Origin of the sequence: Rathayibacter sp. AY1B7, assembly GCF_002932735.1 — a bacterium.
Classification (GTDB): Bacteria; Actinomycetota; Actinomycetes; order Actinomycetales; family Microbacteriaceae; genus Rathayibacter.
In genome coordinates this window covers 89,596-103,465 of record NZ_PSWK01000003.1, presented here as the reverse complement: position 1 = coordinate 103,465, position 13,870 = coordinate 89,596, and the positions used below count along the sequence as shown (strand labels likewise).

The window sequence follows — 13,870 nt, the reverse complement described above, 5'->3', positions numbered from 1 at the left end:
AGGAGCAGTGGTGCGCTGACCCCGGGCCTCTCGTCGAGAGGGCCCGAGCGCCGCACCGCAGGCCGCGCCGGGCCTCCGCGCGAGCGTGCCCGGAAGGAGCACTGATGAGCACGATCGATCTCGACCCCCGCACCGACCGCCCGAGCGCCCTCACCGAGGCGGCACGGGAGGAGAAGGACGCCCGCACGCTCTCGCTCTTCCAGGCCGCGGTGAGCGCGGAGGCCGCCGAGGGCGCGCGCATCCGCGAGCGCATCGTGCTCGACCACCTGGGCCTGGCCGAGGCCATGGCCCGCCGGGTCTCCCGGAGCGGAGGCGACTGGGCGGATCTGCGCCAGGTCGCCTACGTGGGCCTCGTGAAGGCCGCCCGCCGCTTCACTCCCGAGCGCGGCGACAGCTTCGCCGCGTTCGCCGTCCCCACGATCACCGGCGAGCTCAAGCGCCACCTCCGCGACCTCGGCTGGATGATCCGGCCGCCGCGCGGCGTGCAGGAGCTGCACCGCCGCTCCGCCGTCGTCGCCGACGAGCTCGCGCAGGAGCTCGGCCGTCACCCCACCGACCAGGAGATCGCCCGCCGCCTCGGAGTGGACGCGACGGAGGTGGCCGACGCGCGCCTCGCGGGGCATCCGCTCTCCCTCGACGAGACCGTGGGCGAGGGCGGCGTCGGCCTGGGCGACACCCTCGGCGGCGAGGACGAGCGGCTGCTCGAGATCGACCGGCGGCACGGGCTCGCCGAGGCCCTCGCCGAGCTCGAGGAGGGCCAGCGCGAGCTCCTGCGCATGCGCTTCGTCGAGGAGCGGACCCAGCAGCAGATAGCCGACGCCCTGGGGACGACGCAGATGCAGGTCTCGCGCCTGCAGCGGCGGATCCTCGCGCAGCTCGCCGACCGGCTCGGCGCCCCCTCGCGCAGCCATCAGCCGCGCGCTCCGCGGGCCCGCGTGGCCACGGTCACTCCGGTCCGACCGGCGACGCGGCTGAAGTCCGCCTGAGGTGGGCCTCGGCACGCGACGGGAGCGACGCGAGGGCGGCGAGGACGTCGTCGACCTGGACCGCGAGCAGCGCCGGGTCCGGCTCGGCGGAGAAGACGTCGCCGCGGCGGAGGGAGGCGTCGGTCAGCACGACGTGCGGACCCGAGGCCGGAGGGCCCCAGGCCTCGGGCGGTGCCGGACCGAAGATCACGACCGAGGGGACGCCGTACGCGGAGGCGAGGTGCGCGGCTCCGGTGTCGACGGTCACCACGACCTCGGCGGCCGCGACGACCGCGGCGAACCCGCTGAGCGCGAGCTCCCCCGCCAGCACCTCGCCCGTGCCGGCGAGCTCGGCGACGCGGCGGGCGCGGTCGGCCTCGTTCGCGCCCCCGGTGTAGACGACGCGGTGCCCCTCGGCGGTGAGGGAGCGGGCCACCGCGGCGAAGCGCTCCTCCGGCCACTCGCGCGAGCCGTAGAAGGCCCCGATGTGCACGACGGCGGCTCCGGGGGCCGAGGCGGGCTCCTCCGGGACGGCGATCGCGACGTCCTCGGGGTCGGCGTCGAGACCGATCGAGTTCACCAGCCGGGCCCAGCGGGCGCGCTCGAGCTCGCCGTCGATCCAGAGCGGCCGCGGGTCCTCCGGGCCCGCGCCCGGGTCCAGCGCCGGGACGCGGAACTCCAGCGTGCGCTCGGGCGCGATCTCGCGCAGCCGCAGCCGCGACTCGGGGCCGTTGCCGTGGAGGTTCACGCCGAGCTCGACCCGGCCGGCGGCCATCGGCAGCGGGTCGTCGAGTCCGCGGAGGGTGGGCACGAGCGCATCCACGCCCTCGACCAGGTCGACGATCGGCTCGAGCCAGGGCGTGGTCGCCATGATCAGCCGGTGGTCCGGGAAGCCGCGGCGCAGAGCCTTGAGCGCCGGGACGGCGACGAGCAGGTCGCCGAGCTTGAGGGCGCGCAGCGCGAGGATCTCCGGAGTCCCGTCCGGGGCGGTGAGAGCGCGCACGGCGCCTCCTTCCTGTCGGAGTCCCCGTACCCCGCTGCGCGCACCTCAGACGCGCCGCCCGCAGATGCGAGCGACGCGCCCGGAGGGACCGACTTCCCCGGAAGGGGGTTTACATCCCCGGTCGAGGGGTACGAGGAGAAGGTGAACGACTCCTCCTCCCGGAGCGCCGACGAGCGCGCGAGGGCCCCGCGCCTGCGGGGGATCCTCTTCGACCGCGATGCGACGCTCGTGGTCGACGTGCCCTACAACGGCGACCCGGCGCAGGTCTCCCCTATGCCCACCGCCCTCGCGGCGGTCGAGCGGGCGCGCGAGGCGGGACTGGTTCTGGGCGTGGTCACCAACCAGTCCGGGATCGCCCGCGGGATCATCGACCGCGGCCAGGCCGACGCGGTGAACCGGCGCGTGGACGAGCTCTTCGGCGGCTTCGACGTGTGGATGCTCTGCCCCCACGGCCCGGAGGACGGCTGCTCCTGCCGGAAGCCCCGGCCCGGCATGGTTCTCGGCGCCGCCGAGCAGCTGGGACTGCCGGCACGGTCCCTCGCCGTGATCGGCGACATCGGGGCCGACGTCGGCGCCGCCGCCGCGGCCGGCGCCCGTGGAGTGCTGGTGCCGACTCCGGTCACCCGCGCCGAGGAGGTGGACGCCGCTCCGCTGCAGGCGGCGACGCTCCTCGAGGCGGTCGAGCTGCTGCTCGCGATGCAGCCCGACGAGGACGCCGAGTGAGGCGCCGCGTGCTCGTCGCCCGCCTGGACAGCGCGGGAGACGTCCTGCTGTGCGGACCCGCCGTCCGCGCGATCGCGGCCGACGCCGAGGTGCTGCTGCTGAGCGGTCCGCAGGGAGCGCCCGCGGCCGCGCTGCTGCCGGGTCCCTCCTCCGTCCGCACCTGGTGGTGCCCGTGGATCGGCGACGCCTCCCGCCCCGTCGACGACGAGCTCGTCGACGAGCTGCGCGCGATCGTCGAGGAGTTCGCGCCGGACGAGGCCGTGATCCTCACCTCCTTCCACCAGTCGCCGCTGCCGCTGGCCCTGCTGCTCCGCCTCGCCGGTGTCGCCCGCATCACGGGCGCCTCGGTCGACTTCGCGGGCGCCCTGCTCGATGTGCGCCTCGTCCCGGGCGAGACCCTCGAGGAGGACCAGCCGGAGCCGGAGCGCGCGCTCGCGATCGCGGCGGCGGCCGGCTTCGCGCTGCCCGCCGGCGACGACGGACGGCTCCGCGTGCGCCGCGAGGGCGTGCTGCCCGCCGCTCTCGAGGGGATCGGCCCCTACGCGGTCGTGCACCCCGGGGCAGCCGTCCCCGCCCGCGCCTGGCCCGCGGCGAACGCGGCCCGCGCCGTCGAGCTGCTGGCGGACGCGGGCCTCGCCGTCGTCGTCACCGGCGGCCCGGGCGAGCGCTCCCTCACGGCCGAGGTCGCGGGCTCCCGCGGCATCGACCTCGGCGGGGCGACGGACTTCCCCGGCGCCGCCGAGGTGCTGGCCGGCGCCGAGGTCGTGATCTGCGGCAACACCGGCCCCGCGCACCTCGCCGCCGCGGTCGGAACCCCCGTGGTCAGCCTCTTCGCGCCGGTCGTCCCGGCCGTGCGCTGGGCGCCCTACGGCGTCCCGGTCGCGCTGCTCGGCGACCAGGAGGCGCCCTGCGCCGGCTCGCGCGCCCGCGTGTGCCCCGTCCCCGGCCATCCGTGCCTCGCGGAGGTGAGCGCCGAGGAGGCGGTCGCCGCCGCCCTCCGACTCCGACCCACGACTTCCCCGAGAGAGGCCATCGCATGAGGATCCTGCTCTGGCACGTGCACGGCGGCTGGGCGGACGCCTTCGTCCGCGGCGCCCACACCTACCTGCTCCCCACGACTCCGGCCCGCGACGGCTGGGGCCTGGGCACCGGCGGCCGCGACTGGCCGAGCGCCGTCGAGATCGCCCCCGAGGAGCTGCACGACGCCGACGTCGACGCGGTCCTCCTCCAGAGGCCCGAGGAGCTCGCCGAGGCCGAGCGCCTGCTCGGGCGACGCCTCGGCCGCGACGTGCCCGCCGTCTACGTGGAGCACAACACCCCCCGCGGGGACGTGCCGGACAACCGCCACCCGCTCGCCGACCGCGACGACCTGCTGATCGTCCACGTCACCCACTTCAACGCCCTGATGTGGGACACCGGATCGACGCGGACGACGGTGATCGAGCACGGGATCCACGACCCGGGTCCCCTCTACACCGGCGAGCTGCCGCACTTCGGCGTGGTCGTCAACGAGCCCGTCCGCCGGGGCCGGGTCGCCGGGACCGACCTGCTCCCCCGCTTCGGCGCCGTCGCTCCGCTGGACGTCTTCGGGATGAAGACCGACCGGCTCGCCGAGCTGCCGGGCCTGGAGGACGTGACGGTCCTCGGCGACGTCCGCACCCAGGCGATGCACGCGGCCCTGGCCCGCCGCCGGGTCTACCTGCACCCGTTCCGCTGGACCTCCCTCGGCCTCGCACTGCTGGAGGCGATGCACCTCGGGATGCCCGTCGTCGCGCTCGACGTGACGGAGGCGGGGCGCGCCGTCCCGCCCGAGGCCGGAGCGGTCTCGAACGACCTCGACGCCCTCGTCGCCTCGGCCCGGGCGCTCGTCGAGGACCCGGACCGGGCCGCCCGCGCCGGCGCCGTCGCCCGCGAGGCCGCGCTCGCGCACTACGGCCTCGCCCGGTTCCACCGCGACTGGGACGAGGTCCTCGCCGACCTCCCCGGACGCCGGTCGCCGGAGCCCGCTCTGGAAGGGAGCACCCGATGAAGCAGCACCTCTCCGCCGCGCCCGCGCTGACGATCGCCATGGTCTCGGAGCACGCGAGCCCGCTGGCGACCCTCGGCGGCGTCGACGCCGGCGGTCAGAACGTCCACGTGGCGGCGCTCGCCGACGCGCTCGCCCGCCGCGGCCACCGCGTCGTCGTCTACACCCGCCGCGACGACCCCTCCCTCCCCCGGCGCGTGCCCTTCACCTCGGGAGTCGAGGTCGTGCACATCGACGCCGGACCGCCGCGCCGGGTGTCCAAGGACGAGCTGCTGCCCTTCATGGGCGACTTCGCCGTCGACCTCACCGAGGAGTGGCTGCAGGAGCGGCCGGACCTCGTGCACAGCCACTTCTGGATGTCCGGGGTCGCCGCGCTCGACGCCTCCGAGCGGGTGGAGCGCGCCACCGGGCGGCGCGTGCCCGTCCTCCACACCTTCCACGCGCTGGGCGTGGTCAAGCGCCGCCAGCAGGGTGCGCTCGACACCAGCCCCGAGGAGCGCGCCTGGCTCGAGCCCGGAGTGGGCCAGAAGGCCGACGGCGTCGTCGCCACCTGCTCGGACGAGGCCTTCGAGCTCAAGGGGCTCGGCGTGCCGACCTCGCGCATCTCGGTGGTGCCCTGCGGTGTCGACATTGACCGGTTCTCGGTCGAGGGCCCGGTCGCGCCCCGCGGCGAGCGCTCGCGGCTGATGACCATCGGACGCCTGGTGCCGCGCAAGGGCATGGGCATCGCGATCGAGGCGCTCGCGCACCTGGTCGCGGCCGGACACGACGCCGAGCTCGTCGTCGTCGGGGGCTCCGGCTCCGGCGACGCGCTGACCGCGGACCCCGAGTACCAGCGGCTGCACGGCGTGGCCGAGAGCCTCGGCGTCGCGGACCGCGTCGACTTCGTCGGCCAGCTCTCGCAGACCGAGATGCCCGCGATGCTCCGCTCGGCCGACGTCGTGGTCTGCGCGCCCTGGTACGAGCCGTTCGGCATCACTCCGCTCGAGGCGATGGCCTGCGGCGTGCCGGTCGTCGCCTCCTCCGTGGGCGGCCTGATCGACACCGTGGTCGAGGACGTCACCGGGGTCCACGTGCCTCCGCGCGACCCGGTCGCCCTGGCCGCCGCCCTCGGCTCGCTGCTGGAGGACCCCGACCGCGCCCGCGCCTACGGGGCCGTCGGCCGCGAGCGCGTCGAGTCCCGCTACTCCTGGGACCGCGTCGCCGCCGACACCGAGCGCGCCTACGTCACGACCCTCGCCGGCCTCGGCGACGAGTCGCTCCTCACCGGCGCCACGAGCGCACCCTCATCCCCCACCACCCGGAAGGCGGCTCCGCGACGATGACCATCGACACCGCGACCATCGACACCGTTCTGGACACCCCGGCCGATGCCGCCCGGCGCCTCGTCGACGACCACGTGGCGCGCGCGCTCGACGCGGTCGCGCAGCTGGAGCGCCACTCCGACAGGATCGCCGCCTGGGGCGTCGAGCTCGCCGACCGCCTGCACTCCGGCGCGCGCCTGCTCGCCGCGGGCAACGGCGGCTCCGCGGCCGAGGCGCAGCACCTCACCGCCGAGCTCGTCGGCCGCTTCGACGGCGACCGCGTCCCCTTCTCCGCCATCTCGCTGCACGCCGAGACGTCGAGCCTGACCGCGATCGGCAACGACTACGGCTTCGACCACGTGTTCTCGCGCCAGGTCACCGCGCACGCCCGGGCGGGGGACGTCGTGGTGCTGCTCTCCACCAGCGGACGCAGCGCGAACCTCCTCCACGCCGCGGAGGCCGCCCGTGCGGCGGGCGCCCGGTCGTGGGCGCTGACCGGCGAGGGGCCGAACCCGCTCACCGAGCTCTGCGATGAGGCGATCGCCCTCGAGGGCCACGGCTCCAATGTGCAGGAGGCGCAGCTGGTGCTCGTTCACGCGCTCTGCCGGGCCTTCGAGCACCGGATCCGCGCGCGGACGGCGGCCGCCGCGTGAGCCGCCTGCGCCTCGTCGTCGTCGGCGACGTGATGCTCGACGTCGACCTCTCCGGACCCGCCGAGCGGCTGAGCCCGGACGCCCCCGTCCCCGTGGTCGACGTGTCGGCCCGCAGTGCCCGCGCCGGCGGTGCCGGACTCGTCGCCCGGATGCTCGCCCGCGACGGGCACGAGGTGACGCTGGTGACCGCGCTCGCCGAGGACTCGGATCCGGACGTGGCGGAGCTGCGCGCCGAGCTGTCCGGCGTCCGCCTGGTCGCCGGGCCCTCGGGAGCGCCGACGCCGGTGAAGACCCGCGTCGCCGCCTCCGGCCAGGCCGTCGTGCGGATCGACCGCGGCTGCGAGACGCCGCCCGTCCCCGGCGTCACCGACGCGATGCTCGCCGCGCTCGCCGACGCCGACGCCGTGATCGTCGCCGACTACGGCCGCCGCCTGACCGAGGAGCCGTCGCTCCGCACGGCGCTCGACGCGCTCACCGTGCCGCTGGTGTGGGATCCGCACCCGCGGGGCTCGCAGCCGGTCGCCGCCACCTCCCTCGCCACCCCGAACCTGGCCGAGGCCACCGCCTTCTCGGGAGCCGTCGGCCGCGGAGTGACGCGCGCCGAGTCCGCCGCGACCACCCTCCTCGAGCGCTGGGGCTGCGGTGCGGTCACCGTCACGATGGGATCCTCCGGCGCACTGCTGCGCTCCCGCGGCGCCGGCGTCCCGGTCGTCGCACCGGCCGTCGCCGTGCCGCCCACCGACCCGTGCGGCGCGGGCGACCGGTTCGCCGCCTCCGCCGCCGTCGCCCTCGCCGAGGGCGCGAGCACGTCGGAGGCGGTGCAGGCGGCGGTCGCCGCGGCCGGCGCCTACCTCCTCGCGGGAGGGGTCGCCTCCCTGTCCGCTCCCGCCGACCCCGCTCCCCTCCACGGCGGCGGTGTCGACGCCCTGCGCGTCGCCGAGTCCGTCCGCGCGGCAGGAGGCACCGTGGTCGCGACCGGCGGCTGCTTCGACCTGCTCCACGCCGGCCACGCCCGCACCCTCTCGGCCGCGCGCGCGCTCGGCGACTGCCTGATCGTCTGCCTCAACTCGGACGACTCCGTCCGCCGCCTCAAGGGCGCGGCGCGGCCGATCATCCCCGAGGACGACCGCGTCGACCTGCTGCTCGCGCTCGAGTGCGTCGACGCCGTGCTGGTCTTCGGCGAGGACACGCCGGACGAGGCGCTGCGCCGCATCCGCCCCGACGTCTGGGTGAAGGGCGGCGACTACTCCGCCGAGTCCCTCCCCGAGACGGCGACGGTGGCGGAGTGGGGCGGCCGGGTCCTGACCGTGCCGTACCACCCGGGACGCTCGACCACCCATCTCGCCGCCGCGCTCGCGCGCGTCGGCTGACCCGCGGCCCACGAGGCCCGCAGACCACCCCCGGAAGGAAACCATGAGCACCACTCCCACCCCCATCGGCCGCGTCCTGATCACCGGAGGAGCCTCCGGGCTCGGTGCGGCCGTCGCCGCCGCGGTCACCGCCGCCGGCGGCACCCCGATCGTGCTCGACCGCGACGTGTCGTCGGTGAAGGAGGGCGTCGCCGCCTACCAGGTCGACGTCGCGAAGACCCGCGAGGCCGAGAAGGCGGTTGTCGAGATCGCCCGCGAGCACGGCGGGCTCGACGCCGTCGTCACCGCGGCCGGCATCGATCGCTGCGGCCGCCTCGTCGATGTGGAGCCGGAGGAGTGGGAGCGGGTCATCTCCGTGAACCTCCTCGGCACCGCGGCCGTCGTCCGGGCGGCCCTGCCCTTCCTCACCGAGACGCACGGCCGCGTCGTCACCGTCGCCTCCTCGCTCGCGATCAAGGCCGTCTCGGACGCGACCGCGTACTGCGCCTCGAAGTTCGGCGTGCTCGGCTTCACCCGCGCGCTCGCGGCCGAGACCAAGGGCGAGATCGGCGTGACCACGCTGATCCCGTCGGGCATGAAGACGCGCTTCTTCGACGACCGCGACGAGCAGTACAAGCCGGGTCCGGACGCGCTGCTGAACGACCCGGAGAACGTGGCGAACGCCGTCATGTTCGTCCTCGGCCAGCCGCGCGGCTGCGAGGTCCGCGAGCTCGTCATCACGCACGAGGAGGAGCCGTCCTGGCCGTGATCCGCTGATCCGGGCGCGCCCCGGATCCCCCGCCGCGAGACGCCACCTCGGTCCGCACGCCCCGGCGCGTCGCGTACCGAGGCGGCGTCTCGCGGTTCAGCGGGTGGAGGCGAGCACCCCGCGGACGTCCTCGAGCACCGCCTCGACGCGCACGTCGCCGACGAACGTGACGTCGTGCTCGCAGCGCGGAGCGGTCCAGCCGACCTGCGTGGCGTCGCGCCCGCAGACCGGGCAGTGCGTGGTCCAGCTCAGCTGCACCCGGTGGCGCTGCCGCCCGAGGGCCGCGGCGTTGATCGCGTTGCCCACCCAGAAGACCCCGACCGTCGGAGCGCCGACCGCGGCGGCGAGATGGCGGGGTCCGGAGTCGTTGCCGAGCACGAGGTCGGCGAGCGAGAGCAGCGGAGCGAGGTCCGGGAGGTCCACGACGCCCGCCCAGGAGACCGCTCCCGGCGCTCCGGCGACGATCTCGTCTGCGGCGGGCACGTCGGAGGCGTCGCCCACCACCAGCACGCGCGCGCCGTCCGCCAGCAGCTCCGTCGCCACGGCGGCGAAGGAGGCGGCGGGCCAGCGCCGGCGGGGATCGGTCGCCCCGGGGTGGATCAGCACCAGCGGGCCGCCCGCGGGCAGCGCCGCGGCGAGGCGGTCCCGCCGCTCCGGATCCACGGCGAGCGCCGGCTCGAGGCGGGTCGCGGGCGCTCCGGCCAGCCCGACGATCTCGAGCGCCCGCAGCATCTCGTGCTGGTAGTAGACGTAGGGGATCGTGCGCTCGAGCTCCGCGGCGTCGTCGGTGCGCGACCCGACCGTGTGGCGCGCGCCGAGGCGCTGGAGGAACGGGTTGGAGTAGCGCCCGCCGCCGTGCAGCTGCACGGCCAGGTCGAAGCGGCGCGCGCGCATCCGCTCGGTGAAGTCCTCGACGACCCGGGGGTCCTCCCCCTCTCCGTCGCGGACGCCCTGCGCCACCGGCAGGATCTCGACGTCGGCGATCGGCGACTCGACGCCCGTCAGCAGGACCCGGTGCGCGGGCGTCCCGAGCAGGGTGATATCGGCTCCCGGGTAGGCGGCCGCGAGGGCGTCGACGGCGGGCAGCGCGAACAGCAGGTCGCCGAGTCCGCCGCCGCGCAGGACGGCGATCCTCTCGACTCCGGCGAAGGGCTCTCGGAGGGGGGCGATGGCGACCACGACGGGTTCCTCTCAGGTGCGGAGGGCGCGCGGGCGCCACTCCGGGGACGGTGCACTCCTCCACTTCCCCGCCGGGACCGATCCGAAACCGGATCGGCGGCGAGCCCTCGTCGCCGATCCGGGGGCGGATTCCCGAGGCGGCGTGTCTAGGCGCGCACCACCCGGGTACCGGACGAATGCGTCCGCCACTCCGCGGGCGCCCCCGACCGAGAGGTGACCGTGACCATCGACATCACGACCCCCGCCACGACCGCCGCCGACGCCGTCCGCCGCGCGCGGACCGCGTTCCCCGCGTGGGCCGCCACCGCGCCCGCCGAGCGCGGCGCCCTGCTCCGTGCCGCCGCCCACCGCGTGGCCGAGCGCGAGCAGGAGCTCGCCGACCTCAACACGCAGGAGACGGGCAAGCCCGCCGGCGACGCCCTGGGCGGCGTCCGCGCCGGTGTCGACACGCTGCTCCAGTACGCCGAGCTCGGCCCGCTGCACCGCGGGAGGAGCCTGCGCGGAGGGGCGCTCAACGTCGATCTCGCCCTGCCGCACCCGCGCGGTGTCGTGCTCGCCCTCACTCCGTGGAACGACCCGGTCGCCGTCGCTGCGGGCCTCCTGGGCGCCGCGATCGTCTCCGGTGACGTCGTCGTGCACAAGCCGAGCGAGCGCAGTCCGGGCACGGGCGCCCTCTTCACGAGCATCCTCGCCGAGGCGCTGCCCGAGGGCGTGCTGACCCTGGTCGAGGGCGACGGGGCGGTCGGCGACGAGCTGGCGCGCACCGAGGGCGTCGACGTCCTCGCCCACGTCGGCTCGACCGCCACCGGCCGCGCGCTCGCCCGGGTCGCCGCCGTCACCGGCGCGCACGTGATCCTCGAGAACGGCGGCAACGACGCGCTCGTCGTCGACCGCGACGTCGATCCGGTCTGGGCCGCCGAGCAGGCCGCGCTGGGCGCCTTCGCCAACGCCGGCCAGATCTGCACCTCCGTCGAGCGGATCTACGTGCACCGCGACATCGCCGAGGCGTTCACGGCGGCGCTGGTCGCCGAGGCCGACCGCTGGAGCGCGGGCCCGCTCCCCCGCCTCGTCGACGCCCGCATGCGCGACGCCGTCCACGAGCACGTCACGGAGGCGCTCGGCAGCGGCGCGCGCGCCCTCACCGGCGGCACTCCCGGGGACGGCACCTTTTACCCCGCGACCGTCCTGGCCGACTGCACCGAGTCGATGCTGGTGATGACGGAGGAGACCTTCGGGCCCGTCGCGCCGATCCGCGTCGTCGACTCCTTCGACGAGGGCCTGGACCTGGCCGCCGCGAGCCCCTACGGCCTGGCCGCCTCGATCCTCACCGCCGACATGGAGCACGCTCACCGCGCCGCGGCGACGCTGCCGGTCGGCACAGTCAAGGTCAACGGCGTCTTCGGAGGAGCGCCGGGCGGCAGCGCCCAGCCCCGCGGAGCATCCGGCTCCGGCTTCGGCTACGGCCCGGAGCTGCTCGACGAGATGACCACCACCACGGTCGTGCACTTCGGCCTGCCCGTCCTGCCGGGAGGCGCGCGATGAGCCTCGAGGGCTCGGCGCTCCAGCGGGCGAGCGCCCTCCTGGCGCACGTCCACGAGCGCCCACCGGTCGTCGCCGTGATCGGGGACCTCATCCTCGACTCCTGGTGGCTCGGCGAGGCGGAGCGCGTCACGCGGGAGGCGCCCGCGCCGGTCCTGCGGCTCGAGGACGTCGTCGACGTCGCGGGCGGGGCCGCCAACACCGCCGCCAACCTGCGCGCGCTGGGCGCCGTCGTCCGCACGGTCGGTGTGGCCGGACGCGACTCCGAGGGCGACCGGCTCGTGCGCGCCCTCGACCGGGCCGGCCTGGACACCTCCCGGGTCGTCCGCACCGGCGCCGCGACGACGATCAAGACCCGCGTGGTCGGCGGCGACAGCGTGATGCTGCGCGTCGACTCCGGCCCGCACCGCCCGGCCGACGACGAGCTGGCCCTGCTCGCCGGTGCCGCCGCCGAGGCCGCCGCGGGCGCCGACGCCGTCCTGGTCTGCGACTACGGCTCGGGGATCCTCCGCGAGGCCGTCGAGCGCCTGCTCGCCGTCGAGCGCCCCGGCCTCCTCGTGGTCGACGCGCACGAGCTCTCCGACTGGGCCTTCGCCCGGCCGGACCTCGTCACTCCGAACGCCAAGGAGGCGGAGCGGCTGCTCGGCGGCTCCCTCGGCCGCGGGACGGAGCGAGCTGCCGCCGTGCGCGACGCGGCGGACGACCTGCGCGCCCGCTCGGGCGCCCGGCACGTCGTGGTCACCCTCGACCGGGACGGCTCCACCGCGCTCGACGCCGACGGCACGGTCAGCCGCACCTTCGCTCAGCCCGCGGAGGAGAAGCAGGCGTCCGGCGCCGGAGACACCTTCGCCGCGACCGCCACCCTCGCCCTCGCCGCCGGCCGCTCCCTCGCCACCGCCGTCGATCTGGCGCAGGCCGCCGCCGACGTGGTCGTGCAGCGCCCCGGCACCTCCGTCTGCTCGGGCGACGACCTGCTCGCCTCCCTCGCCGCTCCCGGCGCCGTCGTGCTCGGCGAGGACGCCCTCGTCGAGGTCCTCGCGGAGCAGTCGCACCGCGGTCGCCGCGTGGTGTTCACCAACGGCTGCTTCGACGTCCTGCACCGCGGCCACACGGCGTATCTCCGCCAGGCCCGCGAGCTCGGCGACGTGCTCGTGGTCGCGGTGAACGACGACGACTCCGTCCGGCGGCTGAAGGGCGAGGGACGGCCGATCAACCCGGAGGGCGACCGCGCGGGCGTGATCGCCGAGCTGGGCTGCGTCGACTACGTGACTCTCTTCGGCGGAGACACCCCCATCCCGCTGCTCGAGCGCGTGCAGCCCGACGTCTACGTGAAGGGCGGGGACTACAACCCCAACATGCTCGCGGAGGCGGCCATCGTCCGCTCCTACGGGGGCGTCGTCACCACGGTCGGCTACGTCTCGGAGCACTCCACGACCGAGATGGTCCAGCGCATCCGATCGGCCGCGCCGTGACCAGCCGCCGGTGGTCCGGGCGCTGGGGGGTCCCGGAGGCTCCCCGGCAGCCGCTGATCGACGTGCTGGTGCCGACGGTCGGCCGCCGTGCCGAGCTCGCCGCCACGCTCGCCGGACTCGCCGCCCAGGACGACCCGCCCTTCCGCGTGATCGTGAGCGACCAGTCCGACGACGCGGTCGCCGAGAGCGACCCGACGATCCTCGCGATGCTGCGCGTGCTGGAGGCGCAGGGCCGGGCTCCGGTGGTGCGCCGGCACCTGCCCCGGCGCGGGCTCGCGGAGCAGAGGCACTACCTCCTCTCCCTCGCCACCGCCCCGGCCGTCCTCTTCCTCGACGACGACGTGTGGCTCGAGCCGGGCACGCTCTCGCGGCTGCACGAGGCCCTCGAGCGCCTCGACTGCGGCTTCGTCGGCTCCGCGGTGCAGGGCCTGTCCTACCTCGAGGACGTGCGCCCGCACGAGACCGAGTCGTTCGAGACCTGGGAGGAGCGCGTGGAGCCCGAGCGGGTGCGGCGCGGAACCCCGGAGTTCGAGCGCTGGCCGCTGCACAACGCGGCCAATCTCACGCACGTCGCCGCCCGCCTCGACGTCCCGGAGGGCGCCTGGCGCGCGTACCGGGTCGCCTGGCTGGGCGCGTGCGTCCTCTACCGCCGCGACGCCCTCCTGGCCGTCGGCGGCTTCGACTTCTGGGAGCAGCTGCCCCCGGAGCACAGCGGTGAGGACGTCGCCGCGCAGTGGCGCGTCATGGAGCGCTTCGGCGGCGCGGGCCTCGTGCCCAGCGGCGCCGTGCACCTCGAGACGCCCACGACGGTCACCGACCGGCGCGTCGACGCCTTCGACCGGCTCTTCGCCGAAGAGCACTCGTAACACTCAGCAAGGCGACGAAAGG

General features: G+C 76.0%; 13 protein-coding genes. 11 read left to right on the top strand and 2 right to left on the bottom strand.

Annotation, left to right across the window (positions count from 1 at the left end; all coding sequences use genetic code 11):
• Positions 1 to 104: 104 nt before the first annotated feature.
• The gene (locus C5C95_RS02860; protein ID WP_104226266.1) at positions 105 to 986 is read left to right on the top strand and encodes a sigma-70 family RNA polymerase sigma factor; all 882 of its coding nucleotides are present in this window, start codon (positions 105 to 107) and stop codon (positions 984 to 986) included.
• Here the strand turns inward: C5C95_RS02860 and C5C95_RS02855 are convergent.
• Positions 946 to 1,968 (bottom strand): glycosyltransferase family 9 protein, encoded by a 1,023-nt coding sequence (locus tag C5C95_RS02855; RefSeq protein ID WP_104323749.1) that lies wholly within the window; start codon positions 1,966 to 1,968, stop codon positions 946 to 948. The genes C5C95_RS02860 and C5C95_RS02855 overlap by 41 nt on opposite strands.
• A 141-nt stretch (positions 1,969 to 2,109) precedes the next feature.
• Here C5C95_RS02855 and C5C95_RS02850 point away from each other — a divergent pair, with 141 nt between their 5' ends.
• From C5C95_RS02850 to C5C95_RS02820, 7 genes are read left to right on the top strand one after another with little or no spacing between them, the layout of a single operon-like run.
• Positions 2,110 to 2,691 carry an HAD family hydrolase gene (locus C5C95_RS02850; RefSeq protein ID WP_104323748.1) on the top strand — a complete coding sequence of 194 codons (582 nt, stop codon included), beginning with the start codon at positions 2,110 to 2,112 and terminating at the stop codon, positions 2,689 to 2,691.
• Positions 2,688 to 3,731, top strand: a complete 1,044-nt coding sequence (locus tag C5C95_RS02845) for a glycosyltransferase family 9 protein (protein WP_219814738.1) — start codon at positions 2,688 to 2,690, stop codon at positions 3,729 to 3,731. The genes C5C95_RS02850 and C5C95_RS02845 overlap by 4 nt, the downstream gene beginning before the upstream one ends.
• Positions 3,728 to 4,720: a glycosyltransferase gene (locus C5C95_RS02840; protein WP_104323747.1), complete on the top strand. Its 993-nt coding sequence runs from the start codon at positions 3,728 to 3,730 to the stop codon at positions 4,718 to 4,720. The genes C5C95_RS02845 and C5C95_RS02840 overlap by 4 nt, the downstream gene beginning before the upstream one ends.
• A 26-nt stretch (positions 4,721 to 4,746) precedes the next feature.
• Complete coding sequence (locus tag C5C95_RS02835) at positions 4,747 to 6,042, top strand: glycosyltransferase (RefSeq protein ID WP_104323783.1); 1,296 nt, start codon at positions 4,747 to 4,749, stop codon at positions 6,040 to 6,042.
• Positions 6,039 to 6,674 (top strand): SIS domain-containing protein, encoded by a 636-nt coding sequence (locus tag C5C95_RS02830; protein ID WP_104247441.1) that lies wholly within the window; start codon positions 6,039 to 6,041, stop codon positions 6,672 to 6,674. Before C5C95_RS02835 ends, C5C95_RS02830 begins: the two co-directional genes overlap by 4 nt.
• Positions 6,675 to 6,679: 5 nt before the next feature.
• Positions 6,680 to 8,044: a PfkB family carbohydrate kinase gene (locus C5C95_RS02825; protein WP_104239116.1), complete on the top strand. Its 1,365-nt coding sequence runs from the start codon at positions 6,680 to 6,682 to the stop codon at positions 8,042 to 8,044.
• A gap of 43 nt (positions 8,045 to 8,087) precedes the next feature.
• On the top strand, positions 8,088 to 8,792 hold the full coding sequence (locus C5C95_RS02820) for an SDR family oxidoreductase (RefSeq protein ID WP_104250150.1): 705 nt from the start codon (positions 8,088 to 8,090) through the stop codon (positions 8,790 to 8,792).
• A 96-nt stretch (positions 8,793 to 8,888) separates the two neighbouring features.
• Here the strand turns inward: C5C95_RS02820 and C5C95_RS02815 are convergent, their stop codons facing one another.
• Positions 8,889 to 9,971, bottom strand: a complete 1,083-nt coding sequence (locus C5C95_RS02815; protein ID WP_104323746.1) for a glycosyltransferase family 9 protein — start codon at positions 9,969 to 9,971, stop codon at positions 8,889 to 8,891.
• A gap of 219 nt (positions 9,972 to 10,190) precedes the next feature.
• On the opposite strand from C5C95_RS02815, the gene C5C95_RS02810 reads away from it, so the two are divergent.
• From C5C95_RS02810 to C5C95_RS02800, 3 genes are read left to right on the top strand one after another with little or no spacing between them, the layout of a single operon-like run.
• A complete protein-coding gene (locus C5C95_RS02810; RefSeq protein WP_258063235.1) occupies positions 10,191 to 11,513 on the top strand; it encodes an aldehyde dehydrogenase in 1,323 nt (440 codons plus the stop codon).
• On the top strand, positions 11,510 to 12,982 hold the full coding sequence (rfaE2, locus tag C5C95_RS02805) for a D-glycero-beta-D-manno-heptose 1-phosphate adenylyltransferase (protein WP_104323745.1): 1,473 nt from the start codon (positions 11,510 to 11,512) through the stop codon (positions 12,980 to 12,982). The genes C5C95_RS02810 and rfaE2 overlap by 4 nt, the downstream gene beginning before the upstream one ends.
• Positions 12,979 to 13,848, top strand: a complete 870-nt coding sequence (locus tag C5C95_RS02800; RefSeq protein ID WP_219812158.1) for a glycosyltransferase family A protein — start codon at positions 12,979 to 12,981, stop codon at positions 13,846 to 13,848. Before rfaE2 ends, C5C95_RS02800 begins: the two co-directional genes overlap by 4 nt.
• The last annotated feature ends 22 nt before the right edge of the window (positions 13,849 to 13,870 follow it).